Raw genomic sequence first — 20,710 nt, 5'->3', positions numbered from 1 at the left:
GTTATGAGAAATATATGTATTATGCGGGATATATACCGGGCGTTAAACGACTTCGAACGGGATTTTGAGAAAGTACATGGAGTAGGGCTGAATGAAGCGATGGTACTTTGTTGTTTAGAAAATGCATCTCTATCGTCCGGCGAAATTGCGGAAAGTACGGGAATGACTTGTTCCCATACTTCGAAAATGATAGGTTCGGTTGAAGGAAAAGGATTGATAGAACGTGTTTTAGGAGAACGGGATAAGCGTCAGATGTATTTTCATTTGACGGTAAAAGGTCGGGAATGTTTGCAGGGAATGGTTTGCGGAAGTGTTCCTGTACCGGATATTTTGCAGCCGATATTTGAAAAAAATTGTAACAGAAGGTAATTATAAGACAAGGTTGGTTATGAAAAATTTTGTATTCGCATTTTTACTGTTTCCTTTATTTGTGGCCTGTAATGGACAAAGTAAGCCGGAAAAAGAGAATATTTCGGATGAGACACAATCCGTTTTAAGTAGTGAGCCGGAAAATGTTCCGGTTCACCTGAATAAAGTACAGTTTTTGGATAAGGTGGCGGATTATGAAAAGAATCCGGACACATGGGTATATCGTGGAGATAAGCCGGCAATCATAGATTTTTATGCCACTTGGTGCGGTCCGTGTAAAGCTGTTGCTCCGATTTTAGATGATTTGGCAAAGGAATATAAAGATCAGATTTATATTTATAAAATCGATACAGATCAAGAGCAGGAGTTGGCTGCTGATTTTGGCATTCGTTCTATTCCTTCGCTGTTATTTATCCCGATGAACGGACAACCGCAGATGATACAAGGAGCTATCGGGAAAGAAGAATTCAAGAAAATTATCGATGAATTTCTTTTGAAAGAATAACTAAGAGAGTGTTTAATTTTGATCGTATCGGGTTTGAGAGCTTTTTTCAAGGATGTTTTTCTGAGAGTGAAAACGGGAAAGCTGTCCAAAAGAAAACGAAAAGATAATCTGATAAAATGCTCTTATTGGGAAGTGTAAAAAGACTCTGAAATTTTGTAATGAAAAGAGCCATATCCTTACTCAAAAATAGAGTTTGATATGGCTCTTTTGTGATTGTTGATTTTCAGTTTTGAAAATATTTTCGATTTCTCCTTTCGATAGGAGTGTTGATTTTTTAGTCGATAATATCAAAGCCCGTATAAGGAACTAATGCTTTGGGAATGCGGATTCCTTCCGGAGTTTGGTTATTTTCGAGCAAAGCTGCTACGATACGAGGTAAAGCCAAAGCACTGCCGTTAAGAGTATGCACCAATCGGGTTTTCTTATCATTGGTACGGAAACGGCACTTCAGACGGTTTGCCTGATAGCTTTCAAAATTAGAAACAGAACTTACCTCTAACCATCGTTTTTGGGCTGCAGAGAATACTTCGAAGTCATAAGTAATGGCAGAAGTAAAACTCATATCTCCTCCGCAGAGACGCAGGATATGCCAAGGTAATTCCAGCTTTTCGACCAGGCTTTGAACATGAGCGATCATTTCGTCTAAAGCTTCATAAGAGTGGTCGGGATGTTGTATCTGTACGATTTCGACTTTGTCGAATTGGTGCAGACGGTTCAACCCTCTTACGTCTTTCCCGTATGAGCCGGCTTCACGGCGGAAGCAAGCAGAGTATGCCGTATTTTTTATCGGCAAATCTTCTTCGTTGAAAATTACATCTCGATAAAGATTGGTAACCGGGACTTCTGCTGTCGGAATCAAATATAAGTCGTCTTCGTTACAATGGTACATTTGTCCCTCTTTGTCGGGTAATTGCCCTGTCCCGTATCCCGATGCCGCATTAACGACATAAGGCGGTTGTATTTCTAAATATCCGGCTTCCCGAGCATTATCCAGAAAGAAACTGATCAGAGCCCGTTGCAGACGTGCTCCTTTACCTTTATAAACCGGGAAACCTGCTCCTGTAATCTTTACACCTAATTCAAAATCGATCAAGTCATATTTTTTTGCCAATTCCCAATGGGGGAGAGCGTCTTCTCCCAAATCGGGCATAGGACCGCCTTCTCGTACGACAACGTTATCTTCAGCACTCTTTCCTTCTGGAACCATGTCACATGGAGTATTGGGTACGGATAACAAAATTTCCGTAATTTCCGCTTCAGCATTTTTCATATTTGCTTCGAGCGTTTTATTGTGTTCTTTTAGTTCGGAAACTTTATTTTTAACCGTTTCGGCTTCGGCTTTTTTCCCTTCTTTCATTAGCTGGCCTACTTGGGCGGAAAGAGTTTTCAATTCAGACAGACGAGTATCCAATTCTGCTTGAGACGTCCGTCTTGTTTTGTCCAGATCCAGCACTTTTTCGATCGCGTCTTTTGCGTCGAAATGTTTTTTTGCTAATTTCCGAATGATTTCTTCGGGATTTTCTTTAATAGCAGCAAGTGTTAACATATAACATAATGTTTTGTTCGTGAATAGATTAGGCAAGTAATTCTTTTACTTTTGCCGAGATAGCTTTTCCTTCGGCTTTCCCTGCCAATTGTTTGGTTGCTATACCCATGACTTTGCCCATATCTTTTGCCGAAGTAGCACCGGTTTCGGCTATGATGGCTTTTAATGCTGTTTTCAGTTCCTCTTCTGTCATTTGTTGCGGCAAATACTCTTCTATGATTTTAGCTTCTGCTAATTCACCTTCCGCTAATTCCGGACGGTTTTGCTCGATATATATTTGTGCACTGTCCTTGCGCTGTTTTACCATTTTTACTAAAATCTTCATTGCTGTTTCATCGGGCAGATCTCCGTCCGATCCTTTTGCCGTTTTAGCTTCCAGAAATTCTTTTTTTACACCACGCAGAGCTTCCAGTCTCTGTTTGTCTCTTGCCAGCATAGCAGCTTTTATATCGCTGCTGATTTGATCAAATAGGCTCATTTGTTTGTAGTATTTAAGTTCAATTTATTTTAAAATAATATTCTCCCGTTCGGGTTATTATCCTTTTCGGAAGTTTGTACCGAAATTACGCTTTCCTGCTCTTCGGCTTTATTTTCCATTGCTTTTTCCAGCTGGGATTTGAATTGCGGGGTTCTGTTGTAAGTCGGGGATTTATCGATCATTTCCAGTATCGTGTCGTTATCCATTTGGTCTATCGACAAGATGGCGAATGAAGCCCGAGCTTTGGTACGTTTCATCTCATCGGCAGCCTTTTGCCCGTAGATTTGCTCTATAATATTTTCTTTATTATTCGGTATCTGTTCGTTTTTTTCTTCCGGATGTTCATCCGAAGGAATCTCCCAAGGATTTTCTATCTCTGCGTATTGCGGTCGGCCGGGTAATGCACTTGATCCGAATCCTGTTGCCAGAATCGTAATTTTCATCGTATCCTTGAGTGAATTGTCGAATGCCGCACCCCAGATGACTTCGACATCATCGTTAAATTTAGACATGAACTCGTTTACTTCGTTCATCTCTTCCATTTTTACCTGATCTTGGTCTTCAGGGCTGAAATAAAGGTTGAACAGTACCCGTTTAGCATCGAATACGTTGTCATCGTTTAGAAGAGGAGAGTTCAATGCATCTTCGATCGCTTTGGTTACACGCTTCTCCCCTTTACCGTATCCGCTGCTCATAATGGCTACACCACCATTTTTCAATGTGGTTTTTACATCGGCGAAGTCGAGATTTATGCGCCCCTCTATCGTAATGATTTCTGCGATACTTTTTGCTGCGATAGTCAATGTATCATCGGCTTTGGCAAAAGCGTTCATAAAGTTCAAGTCCGGATAAATTTCCCGGAGTCGTTCGTTATTGATTACGAGTAGTGCATCTACGTTTTTCCGCATTTCTTCGACACCGACCCATGCTTGTTGTATCTTTTTTCGGCCTTCGAAAATGAACGGAATCGTTACGATTCCGACGGTAAGAATACCCAAATCTTTGGCGACTTTGGCTACGATCGGAGCTGCACCTGTTCCTGTTCCTCCACCCATTCCGGCCGTAATAAAAGCCATTTGAGTTCCGTCATTGAACAGTTCGGTAATTTCATCTATACTTTCTTCTGCAGCTTCTCTTCCTTTAGGAGGAATACCGCCAGCTCCCAATCCGGCTCCCCGGCCTTTTCCGATTTGCAATTTTCGGGGAATGTCCGAATTTGCTAAAGCTTGTCGGTCGGTATTACAGAGAACGAATGTAACATCCTCTATTCCGGTTTTGTACATGTGGTTTACGGCATTGCCGCCACCACCGCCGACTCCGATCACTTTAATGATCGAAGGAGAAGGGTTTCCTCCCTCAAAGGGAAGTGTATTATTTATGTCGATAGTTTCATCCATAGCCGTTGTGATTTTAATTTCATGAATGGTCTGAGATCAATACTCCGTATTAATTTTTTTTTCGAGGAGGGTTTGCATCTTCCTCATCTGTTAAAAAGTTTTCAGTAGAACTGATGACTTTATCGGTCATTTTTTCAATAGCCCCGAAAATATTCCATGATTTTTTCGGTTTTTTCTCATGTTCTTTCTTTTTCTTTTCGTCTGAGATTTCTTTATTTTCGGGCTTCTCCGGTTCTTCTACAGTCGGTTCTGTTTTTGGGGTGATAGGTTTCTCTACGCAATTCTCTTCACCTAATAAAAGCAATCCTATCGCTTGTGAATAAGCCGTCAAACCGCCTTCTTGATGTCCAGAGAATGTAATTCCTTTTTGAAGATTACCCCGTTGTACCGACATTTTTGTTTCTCGGGCAAGAAGTTCGGGCAGTTCTTTCAGTAGCGATGCACCACCGGTTAAAATGATACCTGCCGATAACTGGTCTTTATATCCCGATTCTTTGATTTGTTCGACAATATTGGCAACGATTTCCTCAATACGGGCTTCTGTTACACGGCATAATTCTTGATAATTGATTTTAGAAGAATCAATACCTTCTATTCCGATACCTTTGGGTTCTTCTCCATTGTTGATGGCGCACCCGAAGGCCAATTTCAGTCGTTCGGCTTCCGACATCAGAATATTCAGGCTGCTGATATCTTGTGTAATATTGCGTCCGCCGAATGGAATCGTCACTACATATCTCAGAAAATTGTCTTTATAGATGGATAGTGTGGTTGTTCCTGCTCCGAAATTGATCAAGGCGCACCCCAGACTCTTTTCTTCATCGTCTAATAAGGCGGCGGCATCTGCATGCACCGACATTATATAGCCGGCTATGGGAAGTTTCAGCCGTTCGACGATGCAACGGTTTATATTTTTCTTTATAGACGGACGTCCTACTACAAGTTGTAAATGGGCTTCGATTTCTGAGGCATAAGTGCCTTTAGGTTGAGTTTCCAAATGATTGTCGATTGTATATTCATTGGGAATGACGTCCATAATTTCTGCATTGGCGACCGGGAAACTCCGGCTCTCGGCATGCAGGGAGTTGATGATCATATCGGTAATAGGAGTATCCTCTGCCAATTGCCGGAAAACGGAATGACTGATCGAGTGCACCGATTGCCCGCCGACACCGACATATACTTTTGTGATCTTGAGAGAAAGCCTGTTTTCGAGTTTTTTGATGATTTTCTGTATTTTAGAGGCGGTATCTTCGACGTTGAAGATACATCCTCGCTTTATACAGCCGGCGGAGTCTTCTTTCTCCGTAGCCAGAATATTTAATCTGCCGTCTTCGTTTTTAACTCCGACAATCCCGACTATTTTTGATGTCCCAAGTTCTATTGCTACTATGTATTTCCCTGCTTCCATAACGGTTTATTTATCTCTTTTTGAACAAATCACCTGATTGTTATATTTCAGGTTGATTGTGTCATATTTGTTCCATCCTACTTTGGAAAGTGCTTGTTCATATAAACATTGCAGATTCTCGAGTTTCTGTTCAAAGTTATCAATTTTTCCCAAAAGTATCAAGTTATCCCCAATACGAGGAATTAATTCTATCTCGTTGTTTTCCGTAACATATATTTGCTCGATCTGGGCATCCCAGAACGGGTTATTTTTCAGATAGACGGCCATCGGATATAGTTGCGATTTTGCGTAGGAATGGGTGATATATCCTGTTGCTAAAGGCAAATATGCTGTAAACGAAGATGTTGTCGGCATAATATCTCCGTTTTCATCGATGTAATACGATTCAAATCCGCTGATAATCCGCATAATCGGTACACGCTGTTCTATGTCTATGCGAATAATCCCCGACGGAGATTTATAACATTCGGCACGGGCTATTAGTTGATTCTTTTTGAGAATCTTTTCCATTTTTTCGGTGTTGATGCTTCCTAATGGTTTGCCCGTAGGATCTATGCCTTCATCTTTGATCTGTTTTTTGATTTCTTGAACAGATGTAAAATGGGTATCGGTGCTGTCCAACAAAGTGATTTCTATGCGCGAACATTTCTGCTCGTCATGTGCTGATGCATAAAAAACAAGGCTGGCAATCAGATATGCCGGCAATAATGAAACAAGTATGTATTTAAAAAACTTTTTCATTTATAGTTCAGCGTGTCTCGTATTTCAGGAAGCATGCGGTCTATATCTCCGGCCCCCAATGTAATTAGGACTTCAAAGTTACGTTGTTTTATTTTTTCTAACAACATATCTTTGTGACAAAGTTCTTTATTTCTGCAAGTTACTTTATCAAAAATTATTTCGGACGTGACACCCGGAATCGGTTCTTCCCGTGCCGGATAAATATCCAACAGAATCAATTCGTCCGCAAGAGACAGTGCTTTTGCAAATTGTGGAGCAAAATCCCGGGTACGCGTGTAGAGGTGGGGTTGAAAAATGACACTGATTTTTTTCTCCGGATAAAGTTCTTTAACGGATGAGATGCTGGCTTTGATTTCATCCGGATGATGAGCATAATCGTCGATCATTACCAAATCATCTCGTTTTATCCAAAAATCGAAACGCCGTTTTGCTCCTTGGAATGATGCGACGGCATTTTTTATATCTGTTGCCGATACACCGTTCAACCAGGCTATGGCCATTGCCGCAATGCTGTTTTCGATATTTATTTTTACAGGGACGCCAAGCTCTATATCTTTAATTGTCTCTTTCGGAGTTACAAAGTCAAAAATGATTTGTCCGTTTCCGATACGGATATTTTGGGCATAAAAATCTCCTCCGCCATTCATAGAATAATGATAAACGGTTACTCCGTTTTGTACGTCGGGCCGAATCTTTATCCCCTTTTTTATGATAAGGACACCTCCCGGTCGTATCAATGTCGTGAAATATCGGAAACTTTCCAGATAAGCATCTTCGTTTCCGTATATATCTAAGTGATCGGGATCGGCAGCAGTAATTACTGCCATATACGGACTTAGCTGGTGGAAAGAACGGTCATATTCGTCAGCTTCGATGACTGTCAGATCGCTGTGATCGGAAAGAATCAGATTGCTGCCGTAATTTTTCAGTATTCCGCCGAGAAAGGCATTGCATCCTACCGGAGATTGTGCAAATATATGTGCCGCCATGCTGGATGTGGTCGTTTTTCCATGTGTTCCGGCAAAACATAACCCCTTGCTTGTACGGGTAATCATTCCGAGCAGCCGGGCGCGTTTTACGATTTCGAAGCTGTTTTCTTTGAACCATATCATTCCGGCATGGGATTCGGGAACAGCCGGAGTATATACGACCAACGTGTTTCCCGGATTTTTGAAATCGGAGGGAATCAACATCGGGTTTTCATCGTACACGATTTGCGCACCTTCTTTTATAAGCTCTTCTGTGAGGGGGGATGGAGTTTTGTCATATCCGGCAACAGGATAACCTTTGGCTAGGAAATATCGAATCAAGGCACTCATGCCGATTCCTCCTGCTCCGATAAAGTATAATGATTTATAGTTTTCCATTTTTCTTGTTTTTAGTGACCAGTTCAAAAATAATGTCGGCAATGCGTGTCGCAGAATCTCGTTGCGCCATTTTTGAAATGTTGTCGCTCATGTTTTTTAATGACGTTTCATCTTGAACAGTTTTTAATGCTGTGTCTATCAATAGATTTTGGGCATCGCAGTCCCGTATCATCAGAGCTGCATTCTTTGTCGATAAGGCCTGAGCATTCTTTGTTTGATGATCTTCGGCTACATTTGGGGAAGGAATCAGTATTACGGGTTTCCCTAATAAGCAAAGTTCTGATATAGAACTCGCTCCGGCTCTTGATATTACCAAATCAGCAGCTTTATAGGCCATATCCATACGAGAGATAAACGGCATTTGTTTTATATTCTCCGGTTTTTTCTCTTCCAGAGCCTTTTTTGCCTGAGTATCATATCCTTTCCCGCTTTGCCAGATTAATTGTATATTCTGAGGAATTTTTTCTATTCCTGCAGCGATACTGTTATTGATTGTACGTGCTCCGAGGCTGCCTCCGATAACAAGAATTGTTTTTTTCGAGGGATCGAGATTGAAAAAACGAATAGCTTCTTCCCTGTTTATCGTATCGTTTTGTAATTCTTGCCGCACCGGATTCCCTGTGAGGATAATCCGGTCTTTAGGGAAAAATCGTTCCATATTTTCGTAGGCCACACATATTGCCTTCGCTTTAGATGCAAGTAATTTGTTGGTAACACCAGCATAAGAATTCTGTTCTTGAATCAATGTCGGAATGCCCCTTCGTGCAGCAGCCCATAAGGTAGGACCGCTGGCATACCCTCCTACACCTACTGCAATATCCGGAGAAAATGATTTTACGGTCTTATCTGCTAAACGGATGCTTTTGAATAATCTGAATAATACTTTGATATTTTTTAGCAGATGCTTGCGGTCAAAACCGCTGACCGGCAGTCCTATAATAGGATAGCCTGCAGCGGGAACTTTTTCCATTTCCATACGATTTTCTGCTCCGACAAAAAGAATATCGGCATTCGGACATTTGTTTTTAATGGCGTTCGCAATAGAAATGGCCGGAAAGATGTGTCCTCCAGTTCCTCCGCCGCTGACAAGAACTTTTATTTTTTTATCCATGATATTCATTATTTACAACATATTGGGATTCGGAGCAGAAATGTCTTCTGGTATTTCTGTTTCTTCTCCTGTCAATTCTTTTTCTTCTTTAATAGCGTCTTGGGTCGCATATCGGCTGATACTTAGCATGATCCCGAAATAAGCACAAGTAATGATCGTCGATGTCCCTCCTCGACTTATCAAAGGAAGGGGCTGGCCGGTTACGGGAATGAGCCCCGATGCGACCGACATGTTGACTATGGCCTGGAATACGATCATCATGGCAATACCCATGATCAGAAATGCCGGAAAAGCCCGGGTACATTTTTTTGCAATCATTCCGGCCCTTATAAGTAGGGACAGATAAAGAGCCATTACTACAACTCCGCCTACAACTCCCATTTCTTCGATGATAATCGCATAGATAAAATCGGAGTAAGCCTGTGGTAAAAAATCGCGCTCCCGACTGTTCCCGGGAAATGTCCCTATCGCTCCTCCGTTTGCTATTGCCATGCGGGCATGGTGTACCTGATAATTCTTGTCGTTTGTTTTTACTGCATATTCCGGGACGTCGTTTCCATGAGAAAAATTAAGGATACGGGCTCGCCAAGTAGGAATACGATCCAGTACGGGTGTATTTTCAGGAATGTAGGGACTGATAGAGAACAGTACGATAACGAATCCTGCGAGTACTGCTACTAACTTGAATAGTTTTATCAATTCTACACGTCCGATCAGCATTAGGCAAAAACAGACCAGTCCTAATAGTGCCGATGTGGAAAAGTTTTCGGGCAGGATCAACATGCAGAAGATACTGACTATGATGAGTATCGTTTTGAATGTGTCGGGTTGCACACCCCCCGGTACTTGTTTTTTAGCCAAAATGAATGATACGGTGATGACTACCGCCATTTTAGCTAATTCGGATGGCTGTAACGGAATTCCGCAGATTGTCAGCCAACGCTGTGCCCCGTTTACTTCTTCTCCGAAAAACATCGCGTAAACGAGCAGAATGAACGATAGTGGCAATAATACTACCGGTATCAGTTTGAACCATTTATAGTGAAAATTATGAATAATGATGACCCCGATTGTCCCGCAAAAAAGAATGAGTGTGTGCCTGATTGTGGGTGCTAGATAATCTTGGATCTTGAAGGTCAGTGTACTGGTGGCGCTATACATTTCTACTATTGAAATCATACAGAGCATCAGGTATACCCCCCAGATATATTTATCTCCTTTCAGAATCGATTTTACAGTATCCATAACTTTTTTATTTAGTTATAAATTGCGTACACATTCTTTGAATTGTTCTCCTCGATCCTCGTAACTTTTGAATAAGTCGAAGCTTGCACAACAAGGGGACAACAGCACGGTTTCTCCTTTTTGAGCACAAGCAAAAGCTTTATCTACGGCTTCTTTCATTGATGAGGCATCTTCTATATGCGGAACTTTCCCTTCAAAAAATGCGTGTAGTTTGCTGTTGTCGACACCTAAACAGATGATTGCATTTACCTTTTCTTTTACCAACTCTTCAATTTCGGAATAGTCGTTACCTTTATCTTTTCCGCCAAGTATCAATATAACTTTGGTACGCATGCTTTCGAGTGCATACCAGCAGGAATTTACGTTTGTCGCTTTCGAATCATTGATAAATTCTACACCTCGTACACGGGCGACTTTTTCAAGACGATGTTCCACCCCTTTGAAATCTTTAAGCCCTTCCCGTATGTCTTCTTTTTTTATATCGAGAACTTTTGCCGAAATACTTGCTGCCATGGAATTATATAAATTATGTCGTCCTTGTAATGCTAAATCATCTTCAGTAATTGTCAGAGTATCGTTCGGAGCATCGATGACAATTTGGTTGTTTTCCGTGTAAGCCTTTACTCCTTCCTCTTTTTCTTCTGAAAAAGGATAGAGACGGGCTTTCAGGTCATGGGCTTTTAGTTCTTTGGTTATGATCGGGTCATCATTCCAGTAGATAAATGCATCGTTTGGGGTTTGATTTTGCGTAATTCTGAATTTGGCGTTGATATAATTTTGCATGTCATATCCGTATCGGTCAAGATGATCGGGGGTAATGTTTAGCAAAACTGCGATATCGGCTTTGAATTTATACATGTTATCAAGTTGGAAGCTGCTCAGTTCGATTACATAATAGTCGAAATTTTCTGTTGCTACCTGCAATGCCAAACTTTTGCCTACATTCCCGGCAAGGCCGACATTTAGTCCTGCATTTTTAAGAATGTGATATGTTAATAATGTTGTTGTCGTTTTTCCGTTACTCCCGGTGATACAAATCATTTTCGCATGAGTATATCTTCCTGCGAATTCGATCTCGGAAATTATAGGAATTCCCTCTTTTTGTATTTCTCGAATAACCGGTGCGGTATCGGGTATTCCGGGACTTTTTATTATTTCATCAGCATTGAGAATTTTTTCGATACTGTGACGGCCGTCTTCCCATTCTATTTCATATTTATTTAATAACGCCTTGTAAGTATCCTTGATCAGGGACATGTCCGAGACAAAAACGTCAAATCCTTTTACTTTCGCCAAAACGGCAGCTCCTGCACCGCTCTCTCCGGCTCCTAAAACTACAATTCGTTTATTCATTGATATATATTGTTTTAATATATGTTCTTTATCGCATTTTTAAAGTTACGATGGTAATGACCGCAAGTATAATGCCAATGATCCAAAACCGGACAACGATTTTTGATTCCGGAACCGGACGAAAAGGTTTTTGTATCAACGCTATGATTCCGGCATTTCCCGGTTTCTGGAAATGATGGTGTAACGGAGTCATCTTGAATATGCGTTTCCCTTCTCCGTATTTCCGTTTTGTAAACCGGAAATAGGCGACTTGAATCATTACCGATAATTCTTCTACAAGAAATATCCCGCAGAGAATGGGTATTAATAGTTCTTTGTGTATAATAATTGCGAATACTGCTATGATACCGCCTAAAGTGAGGCTTCCCGTATCTCCCATGAAAACTTGGGCAGGATATGCGTTGTACCATAGAAATCCGATCGTCGCTCCGATGAACGCACTGGCGAAAACCACTAACTCTTCTGTTCCCGGAATATACATGATGTTCAAATAAGAGGCGTAAGCGATATGTCCTGATAGATAAGCGAGAATGCCTAATGTGACACCTATGATTGCCGAACTCCCGGTAGCCAGTCCATCGAGTCCGTCTGTCAGATTTGCACCGTTTGAAACTGCTGTAACAATAAAAATAGTTACTAACACGAAAATGATCCATCCGGCAGTTTGAGCATGATCTCCCATGAAAGACACTAAATCGGCATAATCAAAGTTATTGTTTTTTAGGAATGGGATAGTCGTTTGCGTCGATTTGATATTTTCGGGCATATATCCGACAACTTCTTGATTATTGGCATCTTTTATAAGCACATTTTCTCTGATTACGACATTCGGGCTGAGGTAAAGGGTCAGTCCGACGATAAGCCCTAATCCTACCTGACCGATAATTTTGAATTTCCCATGCAACCCCTCTTTATCTTTTTTAAATACCTTGATGTAATCGTCCAGGAATCCGAGTGTCCCTAACCACAATGTCGTGACCAGCATCAGTATCATATAGATGTTTTCGAGCTTTCCTACTAACAAGCATGGAATGATAATGGCGATGATAATGATAATGCCTCCCATCGTCGGAGTCCCTTTTTTACTCATTTGACCTTCGAGCCCGAGGTCTCGAATGATCTCTCCGATCTGTAAGTATTGTAATTTGTCTATGATCCGTTTACCTATGATCGTTGAGATGAACAGGGATAGAATTAGCGCCAATCCGGATCGGAAGGAGATATATTTAAACATCCCTGCTCCGGGAAAGTCTAATTGGTCGAGATATTGAAATAAGTAATAAAGCATTGTTTGTCGGATTTCTTATTTTTCTGATTGATCGTATTCTTTAAAAATTTTCTCTACTTCTTCTTTGTCGTTGAAATGGTATTTCACACCTTTAATCTCCTGATAGTCTTCGTGACCTTTTCCTGCGATAAGTATGACATCTCCCGGCTGAGCAAATTGAGTTGCCGTCTTTATCGCTTCTCTTCGGTCGGAGATAGACAGAACCTGACGCAGTTGTTGAGGAGAGAGTCCTGCCCGCATATCCGAAAGAATATCTTCCGGTTCTTCGAATCGGGGATTATCGGATGTCAAGATTACACGGTCACTTATTTTAACAGCTTCTTGTGCCATTATAGGGCGTTTGCCTTTATCCCGGTTACCGCCTGCTCCTACGACTGTAATGATCCGGCCTTTTTTACCGACGACCTCACGTATTGAGCCGAGCACGTTGGCTAATGCGTCCGGAGTGTGAGCATAGTCGATAATTACCGTATATTTTTCAGGGGAATGAATGGTTTGGAAACGTCCGGCTACGGGTATAAGCATGCTGAGTTTTATCAGTGCTTTTTCCGGATTTTCTCCTAATAGGCAAGTTGCTCCATATACAGCCAATAAGTTATATGCGTTGAATTTGCCGACAAATTGAACTTCAACTTCTCTTCCGTTTATTTCGAGAGTCGTTCCGTCCAAACGGCTTTCTATGATGCGCCCTTTATAATCGGCCAAAGTTTTTAGCGAGTATGTGTGTTTTGCGGCTTTTGTGTTTTGCAGCATGACCATGCCGGACTTATCGTCCAAGTTGGTAAGAGCGAATGCGTTTTTCGGCAGATGATCGAAAAACGATTTTTTTGCTTTTAAATAAGCCTCTACGGTTTTATGGTAGTCGAGATGATCCCGTGTGAGGTTTGTAAAAATTCCGCCGTCGAAGTCTAATCCAGCTATACGTTTTTGATCGGCAGAATGAGAACTTACTTCCATAAATGCATATCGGCATCCGGCATCTACCATTTCCCGTAATAGTTTGTTCAGGGTGATAGGATCGGGTGTCGTATGTGTGGCCGGGACGGCTTTTTCGTCTATATAATTGCAAACGGTAGAGAGCAAACCTGCTTTTTCTCCGAATAGGCGGAACATCTCGTATAACAGTGTCGCAATAGTTGTTTTGCCGTTAGTACCGGTAACTCCGACCAATGTCAATTGTCGGGATGGATTTGCATACCACTTGGAGGCTAATAATCCTAATGCTTCTTTACTGTCGGATACTTGAATATAAGTTGTTGTCGGAGTTATGTTTTCCGGCATTTCTTCACAGACTATTGCTGTCGCTCCTGATTCGATCGCTTTGTCGATAAACTGGTGTCCATCGACGGCAGTGCCTTTTACGGCAACAAAAAGGAAATCTTGCTGTATGTTTCTTGAATCGGAATCTAAACCGGAAATTTCTTTATTTGTATTTCCTGATATTTGTTTGACCGGAATTGCTTGTATCAATGATTCTAATTTCATAATTGTTTCTGTTTTTTTATCCGACACTATTTTAATGTCAACGTGATTCTTTGACCTTTAATTAAGCGAGCTCCTGCCGGAATCGATTGCTCGACGACTTTCCCTTTTCCGGAAATTGTTACATGAAGTCCGGCTTTCTCCAACAAATATATGGCATCTCGAGCTCCCATCCCTTTGACAGAAGGAATCGATTCTTCTGGTGTTTTTATCCCGTTTAAAATAATTTTATTTGAATGGTTTGCCGTTTCTACCCATGAACACTCTTTAGCATAATCCTCATATTGAATTTTCAATAAATCGCAAGCAAATGTCAATTTCTGAAAATTCCCGTTTTTGATATATGGGATGAGGGGGTGGAGCGTATCGGGATGCTGTACGACGACAGAAGGGTATAATCCTTGAGCGTATATTTGTTCTGCAATACTCCGAACTACAGCTCCGGACATAGAGCCTCCCGACGGATAACCCTTATGAGGGTTGCTTACTAAGACCATGCATGTATATCTTGGTGTCCCGTCTGCCGGAAAATATCCGCAGAATGAGACCCTGTGCTGTTTCCCATTACCCCGGTATCCGGCTGCTCCTTGGGCTATTTGAGCCGTTCCTGTCTTTCCTGCAATTTTTACGTAATCCGATTTTACAGGACCTGCTGTTCCCTTTTGAACGACATCGGTCAGCATTTGCTGTATCTGTGCTAATGTTTTGGGTGTACAAATCTGAGGGTTGATGGTTTCTGTTTTTTTAGTTTCGATAATAACCCCGTCTTTACTGATTTCTTTAACGAAAATAGGTTTGATCATTTTCCCCCCGTTCGCAATGGCATTATAGAACATCAGAGTGTATATAGGCGGTATTTGTATCTCATAACCGAATGTCATCCATGGTAAGGTCGTTTTATACCATCGGTTCTTGTCTTTGATCGGATGTTTGATTTTGGGTCGTCCTTCACCGGGGATATTGAGGTTTACAGGTGTATTCAGACCCATAGCATATAGTCTGTCGACAAAGTCTTGCGGACGTTTTTCGAATCCTTTGAGGATGATTTTTGCGATTCCTATATTGGACGAATACCAAATTGTCTGAGCTGCACTGATGCGATGATACCCGCCTCTGTGAGCATTGTGGTCGGTCATTCGAGAGCCTGCATACATGAAGATACCGTTTCCGACATCTACGGTATCATCGGGTTGTATGATGCCGGCATCCAAGGCTACCATCATAGAGACGGTTTTAAATGTTGACCCCGGCTCTACTTCATCTGCAACAGCGTGGTTGCGAGTTTCTGCGTATGTCCCGTCCGGCATGCGTCCGATATTTGTGATTGCTTTTATCTCTCCGGTAGCAACTTCCATCACAATTGCCGTGCCTGATTCAGCCTCAATTTCCGAGAGTTTTTCGACAAGAGCCTTTTCTGTAATATCTTGAATTTTTATGTCTATTGTCGTGCGGATATTTGCCCCGTTTATCGGTTCGATATTAGTCATGTTTACCCAACGTCCGCGTATTTTTTGTTTTGTTCCGCGACCTGGAGTCCCACGCAATAAAGAGTCATAGGCAAGTTCTATCCCGTTTTTTCCGCCTTTTTCATATTCTCCGTAAATATCTCCGATTGTACGGGAAGCTAATGATCCGAAAGGTTTTATTCTTCGGACCATTTGCTTCGTATAAAATCCGCTTTTATTAGGTCCCATTCTGAAGAGCGGGAACTGCTTTATCTCTTTCAAATCTGTATAGGAAACCCTTTTTCGATAAACGGGATATTGGCGGCTTTTAGAACGGTATCCTTTCAATAAATGGGCTTCATATCCGGCAGGAGTACGATCCCCGAGTTTTTCTGAAAGAGCTTTGCTCAAAGGTGTGATGTATTTCATGAGGGTGTCCCGTTTCAATCCGTCGGCTTTGAAGTCTATGTACAAATAGTATTGAGGAACGGTACTAGCCATTAATCGTCCGTCTTCTGCCAGAATATTGCCTCGTTCTGGCAGAATCGTTATATTTTCGATTTTGAGAGAATCTGCTTTTCGTTGCCAGTGCTCTCTATCGATAAAAGCAGTGCGGCCTACCTTATAAAGTATTGCACAGCAAATGAATACGATTAATAAGGTAATGATAATATATCGAAATATGATGTTTCCTCTATCGGTTGCCATGATTTTTCTTTACAAGTTTAAACGGGGGCTGTTTTGACTCATGCAGATCAAGACCTTTCGATTCTATTAATTTCTCGACTTGCGATTGACGGCTGCTTCCCATTAATTTAGAAGACAATGTCAGGGCCTCATAACGGACATCGACCAGATGTTTTTGTAATTCACCGATCTGGGTGATTTTTTGCTGGCAGGTATATCTGTTGCTGATATAAATGAAAAGTAATATGACAATTACCAGAATGCGTTTCCATTGGCGTATAAGAATGTCATTGGAAATGAATCGTCCCAGAAAAATATCTTTTACATGAAGTCCCTGAAAAAGATCTCCGATACGAAATCCTTTTTTGTCTTCCTGAACTTCTTGATTTTTCTCCGTTTTTATATTTTCTTCCATTTGAGTGGATAATTTTCTTTAGAAAATTTATCTATTATATTTTTTCCGCAATACGCAATTTTGCACTTCTTGACCTTGGATTTCGTTCTATTTCTGCATCGGACGGGGCGATCACTTTGTTGTTTATCGGTTTAAAAGGAGTATTAATTCTTCCGAAAAAATCTTTTTCGGCTTTCCCTTCGAAATTACCGGTCTTGAAAAAATTCTTCACCAATCTATCTTCAAGAGAATGATAAGTCAGAATAGCAATACGTCCTCCGGGTTTTAATAACTCGGCTGCTTGTGTCAGCATTTTACGGAGGCTGTCCATTTCGTGGTTTACTTCGATGCGTAAAGCTTGGAATAATTGGGCCAATTCTTTTTTTTCTTGTTTCCGGTTTATGAACGGATGTATTATCTCTAAAAAATTTTCAATATCCGTTATTTTTCCTACTGTTCTTTTTTGAACAATTGCTGCAGCTATTTTCCGGGCGGTTTTTAATTCTCCGTAAAGAGAAAATATGCCCGATAATTTTTCTTCATCATAATTATTTAAAATATCAATGGCAGAAATTCCTGCCCGATTGTTCATCCGCATATCCAGTTTTCCGCCAAACCGAAAAGAAAAGCCTCGCTCAGAATCATCGAAATGATGAAATGAAACACCTAAATCAGCTAATAGTCCATCGATTTTTTCGACATTATAATAATGCATGAAATTCTTAAGAAAACGGAAATTGCTACGGACAAAAGTGAATCGGCTGTCGTGTAAGATATTCTGCTCTGCATCGGCATCTTGATCAAATCCGTATAGGTGTCCGTCATCATCCAGACAGTTTAGTATCGCTTTAGAATGTCCACCTCCTCCGAACGTAACATCGACATATATTCCGCTTGGTCGGATATTCAATCCTTCGATACATTCATTGAGTAATGCAGGTATGTGATATACAGTGTTTTGCATAAGTTTTTGATCGCCGATAAATATGAAATAGTTTTTAGACGATAAAGGTATGAATAATTATTTATAGGAGCTTTATTTTTTTATCAAAAGTTATCAACAAAATATGGCTTTGCAAGGGTTTGTCGGATAGTGGGTTATTGTAATGTTAAACAATATGTGAAAATTGTTTTTTTTGATGTAAAATCTTCGGAAAAAACGGCATTCGATATTGAAAATTTTAAGAGATAAGGAATAAAAATTAAAAAAATAAGAATGAAGCTCAAGGGAGTTAAAGAAATATATGCTATTTTTGTTTCTCTTTTTATGGATAAAATGGAAAAGGAAGAGCCTATACAGATTGATATTGAAAAGGTTATTAAGAAAAAAGCTCCTGAGGTCGGGAAAAAAATTCCCGGATTTGTATATCGTTTTTTAGAAAAAACGATTTGTCAGGAGCAGATGAATTATATTCTGCGGGAATATGCCGATTGCAAAGGCGTTGATTTTGCAGATGCTTTGTTGTCGGAGTTGAATGTAAAGGTGAAGTTGGAGGGAGAGGAGAACATTCCTGCTGAAGGTAAATTTACGTTTGCATCGAATCATCCTTTGGGGGGCTTGGACGGTGTTTCTTTGGTGTCTGTGTTCGGGAAAAAATACAATTCTCATATTAAGGTTCAGGTAAATGATCTGTTGATGAATGTAGCACCTTTAGCTCCTGTGTTTTTGCCGATAAATAAGCATGGACGTCAGGCGAAAGATGCAGCCGATGTATTGAAGAATGCCTATGAATCGGATGATCAAATGTTCGTTTTTCCTGCAGGATTGGTATCCCGACGACAAAAAGGTCGAATTTGCGATTTGGAATGGAAAAAAGCTTTTATTTCTAAGACTATCCAGTTTCAGAGGGATGTGATTCCTATATATTTCGAGGGATTAAATTCCAGTTTTTTTTATCGGTTTGCTCGTATTCGTAGGAAACTGGGATTGAAATTTAATATAGAAATGATATATTTGCCGAGTGAAATGTTTAAAAGTAAAAACAAAACATTTGTGATACATATCGGTAAGCCTATACCTTGGCAAACTTTTGATAAATCGAAAAGCCTTTTTGAATGGGCTCAGTTTGTGAAAGATAAGGTGTACGAATTAAAAAAATGATAAGAAATTCATCAGTGATATTATGGAAGAAATTATAGCGCCGATAGATAGAGACCTGATCAAAGCCGAACTTACTCCGGAACGCTTTCTTCGCCATACTCGTAAAGGGGGAAATGATATATATATCGTCAACTGTTTTAATGCTCCTCATACGATGAGAGAGATAGGACGGTTACGGGAGATAGCATTTCGTCATGCCGGTGGTGGGACAGGAAAGGAGGTCGATGTAGACAGGTATGATCTGATGGATGAGCCGTGCCAGCAGCTTTTGGTATGGAATCCGGATGCTGAGGAAATATTGGGCGGTTATCGGTTTATATTGGGAGAAAATGTCCGTTATGATGAATCCGGACATCCAATAATCGCGACTTCTCATATGTTTGATTTTTCTCAGAAATTTATTGATGAATATATGCCCAGCACTTTGGAGCTGGGGCGATCGTTTGTGACATTGGAGTATCAATCTACCCGTTCGGGTTCTAAGGGTTTGTTTGCGTTAGATAATCTTTGGGACGGTTTGGGTGCTTTGACCGTAGAATATCCGCAAATCAGATATTTTTTTGGTAAGGTGACGATGTATCCTACTTTCTCTGCAGAGGGACGCAATATGATTCTTTATTTCTTGAATAAGCATTTCCCGGATCCTGATCATTTAGTCTGGCCGAGAACGCCTTTGGAGACCAACATGGATTATGAAAAAATGTCCGGACTGTTTAGAAACGACGATTTTAAAGAAGATTATAAAGTCTTGAATCAGTATGTAAGATCTTTGGGATTCAATATTCCGCCTTTAGTAAATGCTTATATGAGTTTATCTCCTACGATGAGGATGTTCGGGACGGCTATTAATGATGAATTCGGAGATGTGGAGGAGTCGGGAATATTGATTGCCGTAGATGAAATTCTGGAAGAAAAAAGAAGCCGGCATATCGAAACATATGATAAATCAAATATAAAGATAGTATAATCGAAGTTGTATGAAATAGGTCTGTAAAAGGACATCTTATCAAGATGTCCTTTTTGCTTTTATATTTAAAAATGTTTATGGATATATTGTTGGATGTACATACTCATACGATTGCGAGCGGTCATGCGTTCAGTTCTTTGCAGGAGATGGTGAAAAGCGCTGCGGAAAAACGATTGCGGTTATTGGGAATAACAGAGCATACTCCCGGCATTCCGGGAACGTGCGATTTGATTTATTTCAGGAATTTGCACGTAGTTCCCCGGAAAATGTATGGAGTGGAGTTGTTATTAGGTGCGGAAACCAATATCGTTGATTATAAAGGAAATGTGGATTTGCCGGAAGAATATTTTTCTTTTTTGGATATTTGTATCGCAGGGATTCATTCTTTTTGTTATTCTTCCGGAACGGCAGATCAGAATACCGATGCGGTAATCGGAGCTATAAGCAATCCGCATATCGATATCATAAGTCATCCCGGAGATGGAACTGCTCTTTTGAATTTTGAACCGATTGTATTGGCATCTAAAGAATACGGTACATTGCTTGAAATAAACAACAGTTCTTTAAATCCTGTCCGTAATAAGAGTGCTGCACGTAGAAATAACTTGGAGATTTTAAGGCTGTGTAAAAAGTATGAAGTCCCTGTTATTCTCGGGAGCGATGCCCATATATCATTCGATATAGCCTGTTATGACAGGCTGTATGATTTATTGAGGGAAACCGAGTTTCCGGAAGCATTGGTGATGAATGATAAAGTAGATGAATTTAAAGCTCGGTTGAAACGGGTATAGACTTTTGTATTCTTGCTGTTTTAAGAGCCTGC

At 40.6% G+C, this 20,710-nt stretch carries 19 protein-coding genes; 5 read left to right on the top strand and 14 right to left on the bottom strand.

The features are described 5' to 3' along the window. The first annotated feature begins 3 nt into the window (after positions 1-3). Both QUE35_RS08110 and trxA read left to right on the top strand, forming a co-directional pair. Positions 4-369, top strand: coding sequence for a MarR family transcriptional regulator (locus tag QUE35_RS08110; RefSeq protein ID WP_009318125.1), 366 nt, complete (start codon positions 4-6; stop codon positions 367-369). Between the two features lie 19 nt (positions 370-388). Continuing rightward, complete coding sequence (trxA, locus tag QUE35_RS08105) at positions 389-874, top strand: thioredoxin (RefSeq protein ID WP_031258940.1); 486 nt, start codon at positions 389-391, stop codon at positions 872-874. Between the two features lie 274 nt (positions 875-1,148). On the opposite strand, the gene serS is transcribed toward trxA, so the two are convergent. From serS to rsmH, 14 genes are all read right to left on the bottom strand, one after another. After that, positions 1,149-2,420: a serine--tRNA ligase gene (serS, locus tag QUE35_RS08100; RefSeq protein ID WP_009318123.1), complete on the bottom strand. Its 1,272-nt coding sequence runs from the start codon at positions 2,418-2,420 to the stop codon at positions 1,149-1,151. A gap of 28 nt (positions 2,421-2,448) precedes the next feature. After that, the gene (locus QUE35_RS08095; protein ID WP_022602991.1) at positions 2,449-2,898 is read right to left on the bottom strand and encodes a GatB/YqeY domain-containing protein; all 450 of its coding nucleotides are present in this window, start codon (positions 2,896-2,898) and stop codon (positions 2,449-2,451) included. 29 nt (positions 2,899-2,927) lie between these two features. Then, a complete protein-coding gene (gene ftsZ / locus QUE35_RS08090) occupies positions 2,928-4,277 on the bottom strand; it encodes a cell division protein FtsZ (protein WP_416241614.1) in 1,350 nt (449 codons plus the stop codon). Between the two features lie 67 nt (positions 4,278-4,344). Further along, positions 4,345-5,706, bottom strand: a complete 1,362-nt coding sequence (ftsA, locus tag QUE35_RS08085) for a cell division protein FtsA (protein WP_009318120.1) — start codon at positions 5,704-5,706, stop codon at positions 4,345-4,347. Between the two features lie 6 nt (positions 5,707-5,712). Then, entirely contained in the window at positions 5,713-6,447 is a 735-nt protein-coding gene (locus QUE35_RS08080) for a cell division protein FtsQ/DivIB (protein ID WP_022390267.1), read from the bottom strand. Then, a complete protein-coding gene (gene murC / locus QUE35_RS08075; RefSeq protein WP_022602993.1) occupies positions 6,444-7,814 on the bottom strand; it encodes a UDP-N-acetylmuramate--L-alanine ligase in 1,371 nt (456 codons plus the stop codon). Before murC ends, QUE35_RS08080 begins: the two co-directional genes overlap by 4 nt. After that, positions 7,801-8,925 (bottom strand): undecaprenyldiphospho-muramoylpentapeptide beta-N-acetylglucosaminyltransferase, encoded by a 1,125-nt coding sequence (murG, locus tag QUE35_RS08070; protein WP_031258943.1) that lies wholly within the window; start codon positions 8,923-8,925, stop codon positions 7,801-7,803. The genes murC and murG overlap by 14 nt, the downstream gene beginning before the upstream one ends. 12 nt (positions 8,926-8,937) lie before the next feature. Beyond that, positions 8,938-10,170 carry an FtsW/RodA/SpoVE family cell cycle protein gene (locus QUE35_RS08065; protein WP_009318116.1) on the bottom strand — a complete coding sequence of 411 codons (1,233 nt, stop codon included), beginning with the start codon at positions 10,168-10,170 and terminating at the stop codon, positions 8,938-8,940. A 15-nt stretch (positions 10,171-10,185) separates the two neighbouring features. Then, positions 10,186-11,523 carry a UDP-N-acetylmuramoyl-L-alanine--D-glutamate ligase gene (murD, locus tag QUE35_RS08060; protein WP_009318115.1) on the bottom strand — a complete coding sequence of 446 codons (1,338 nt, stop codon included), beginning with the start codon at positions 11,521-11,523 and terminating at the stop codon, positions 10,186-10,188. A gap of 28 nt (positions 11,524-11,551) precedes the next feature. Beyond that, complete coding sequence (gene mraY, locus QUE35_RS08055; RefSeq protein ID WP_009318114.1) at positions 11,552-12,811, bottom strand: phospho-N-acetylmuramoyl-pentapeptide-transferase; 1,260 nt, start codon at positions 12,809-12,811, stop codon at positions 11,552-11,554. 15 nt (positions 12,812-12,826) lie between these two features. Next, on the bottom strand, positions 12,827-14,296 hold the full coding sequence (locus QUE35_RS08050; protein ID WP_031258944.1) for a UDP-N-acetylmuramoyl-L-alanyl-D-glutamate--2,6-diaminopimelate ligase: 1,470 nt from the start codon (positions 14,294-14,296) through the stop codon (positions 12,827-12,829). A gap of 26 nt (positions 14,297-14,322) precedes the next feature. After that, positions 14,323-16,446: a PASTA domain-containing penicillin-binding protein gene (locus QUE35_RS08045; protein WP_022603001.1), complete on the bottom strand. Its 2,124-nt coding sequence runs from the start codon at positions 16,444-16,446 to the stop codon at positions 14,323-14,325. After that, positions 16,433-16,840: an FtsL-like putative cell division protein gene (locus tag QUE35_RS08040; protein ID WP_022390260.1), complete on the bottom strand. Its 408-nt coding sequence runs from the start codon at positions 16,838-16,840 to the stop codon at positions 16,433-16,435. The genes QUE35_RS08045 and QUE35_RS08040 overlap by 14 nt, the downstream gene beginning before the upstream one ends. Positions 16,841-16,874: 34 nt before the next feature. Further along, positions 16,875-17,783 carry a 16S rRNA (cytosine(1402)-N(4))-methyltransferase RsmH gene (gene rsmH, locus QUE35_RS08035; RefSeq protein ID WP_122329726.1) on the bottom strand — a complete coding sequence of 303 codons (909 nt, stop codon included), beginning with the start codon at positions 17,781-17,783 and terminating at the stop codon, positions 16,875-16,877. A 312-nt stretch (positions 17,784-18,095) separates the two neighbouring features. Between rsmH and glsA the strand changes: the two genes are divergently transcribed. The 3 genes from glsA (at position 18,096) to QUE35_RS08020 (ending at position 20,678) form a co-directional block, all read left to right on the top strand. Next, on the top strand, positions 18,096-18,920 hold the full coding sequence (glsA, locus tag QUE35_RS08030) for a lyso-glycine lipid O-acyltransferase GlsA (RefSeq protein WP_031258946.1): 825 nt from the start codon (positions 18,096-18,098) through the stop codon (positions 18,918-18,920). A 22-nt stretch (positions 18,921-18,942) separates the two neighbouring features. Next, positions 18,943-19,887 carry a glycine N(alpha)-acyltransferase GlsB gene (gene glsB / locus QUE35_RS08025; protein WP_022603008.1) on the top strand — a complete coding sequence of 315 codons (945 nt, stop codon included), beginning with the start codon at positions 18,943-18,945 and terminating at the stop codon, positions 19,885-19,887. A 77-nt stretch (positions 19,888-19,964) separates the two neighbouring features. After that, the gene (locus QUE35_RS08020) at positions 19,965-20,678 is read left to right on the top strand and encodes a phosphatase (RefSeq protein WP_022603010.1); all 714 of its coding nucleotides are present in this window, start codon (positions 19,965-19,967) and stop codon (positions 20,676-20,678) included. The last annotated feature ends 32 nt before the right edge of the window (positions 20,679-20,710 follow it).

This window comes from Coprobacter fastidiosus (assembly GCF_030296935.1).
Taxonomy (GTDB): domain Bacteria; phylum Bacteroidota; class Bacteroidia; order Bacteroidales; family Coprobacteraceae; genus Coprobacter; species Coprobacter fastidiosus.
Note: the sequence above shows the minus strand (reverse complement) of the source record. Positions and strands in the feature narration are given on the sequence as shown.

What these genes read in the sequence shown, in the direction of transcription:
- serS (WP_009318123.1), bottom strand. Translation starts at nt 2,420, where the DNA reads ATGTTAACACTTGCTGCTATTAAAGAAAATCCCGAAGAAATCATTCGG.
- QUE35_RS08095 (WP_022602991.1), bottom strand. Translation starts at nt 2,898, where the DNA reads ATGAGCCTATTTGATCAAATCAGCAGCGATATAAAAGCTGCTATGCTG.
- rsmH (WP_122329726.1), bottom strand. Translation starts at nt 17,783, where the DNA reads ATGCAAAACACTGTATATCACATACCTGCATTACTCAATGAATGTATC.
- glsA (WP_031258946.1), top strand. Translation starts at nt 18,096, where the DNA reads ATGGAAAAGGAAGAGCCTATACAGATTGATATTGAAAAGGTTATTAAG.
- mraY (WP_009318114.1), bottom strand. Translation starts at nt 12,811, where the DNA reads ATGCTTTATTACTTATTTCAATATCTCGACCAATTAGACTTTCCCGGA.
- QUE35_RS08040 (WP_022390260.1), bottom strand. Translation starts at nt 16,840, where the DNA reads ATGGAAGAAAATATAAAAACGGAGAAAAATCAAGAAGTTCAGGAAGAC.
- QUE35_RS08065 (WP_009318116.1), bottom strand. Translation starts at nt 10,170, where the DNA reads ATGGATACTGTAAAATCGATTCTGAAAGGAGATAAATATATCTGGGGG.
- murC (WP_022602993.1), bottom strand. Translation starts at nt 7,814, where the DNA reads ATGGAAAACTATAAATCATTATACTTTATCGGAGCAGGAGGAATCGGC.
- ftsA (WP_009318120.1), bottom strand. Translation starts at nt 5,706, where the DNA reads ATGGAAGCAGGGAAATACATAGTAGCAATAGAACTTGGGACATCAAAA.
- QUE35_RS08050 (WP_031258944.1), bottom strand. Translation starts at nt 14,296, where the DNA reads ATGAAATTAGAATCATTGATACAAGCAATTCCGGTCAAACAAATATCA.
- trxA (WP_031258940.1), top strand. Translation starts at nt 389, where the DNA reads ATGAAAAATTTTGTATTCGCATTTTTACTGTTTCCTTTATTTGTGGCC.
- glsB (WP_022603008.1), top strand. Translation starts at nt 18,943, where the DNA reads ATGGAAGAAATTATAGCGCCGATAGATAGAGACCTGATCAAAGCCGAA.
- QUE35_RS08110 (WP_009318125.1), top strand. Translation starts at nt 4, where the DNA reads ATGAGAAATATATGTATTATGCGGGATATATACCGGGCGTTAAACGAC.
- murD (WP_009318115.1), bottom strand. Translation starts at nt 11,523, where the DNA reads ATGAATAAACGAATTGTAGTTTTAGGAGCCGGAGAGAGCGGTGCAGGA.
- QUE35_RS08080 (WP_022390267.1), bottom strand. Translation starts at nt 6,447, where the DNA reads ATGAAAAAGTTTTTTAAATACATACTTGTTTCATTATTGCCGGCATAT.
- murG (WP_031258943.1), bottom strand. Translation starts at nt 8,925, where the DNA reads ATGGATAAAAAAATAAAAGTTCTTGTCAGCGGCGGAGGAACTGGAGGA.
- QUE35_RS08045 (WP_022603001.1), bottom strand. Translation starts at nt 16,446, where the DNA reads ATGGCAACCGATAGAGGAAACATCATATTTCGATATATTATCATTACC.
- QUE35_RS08020 (WP_022603010.1), top strand. Translation starts at nt 19,965, where the DNA reads ATGGATATATTGTTGGATGTACATACTCATACGATTGCGAGCGGTCAT.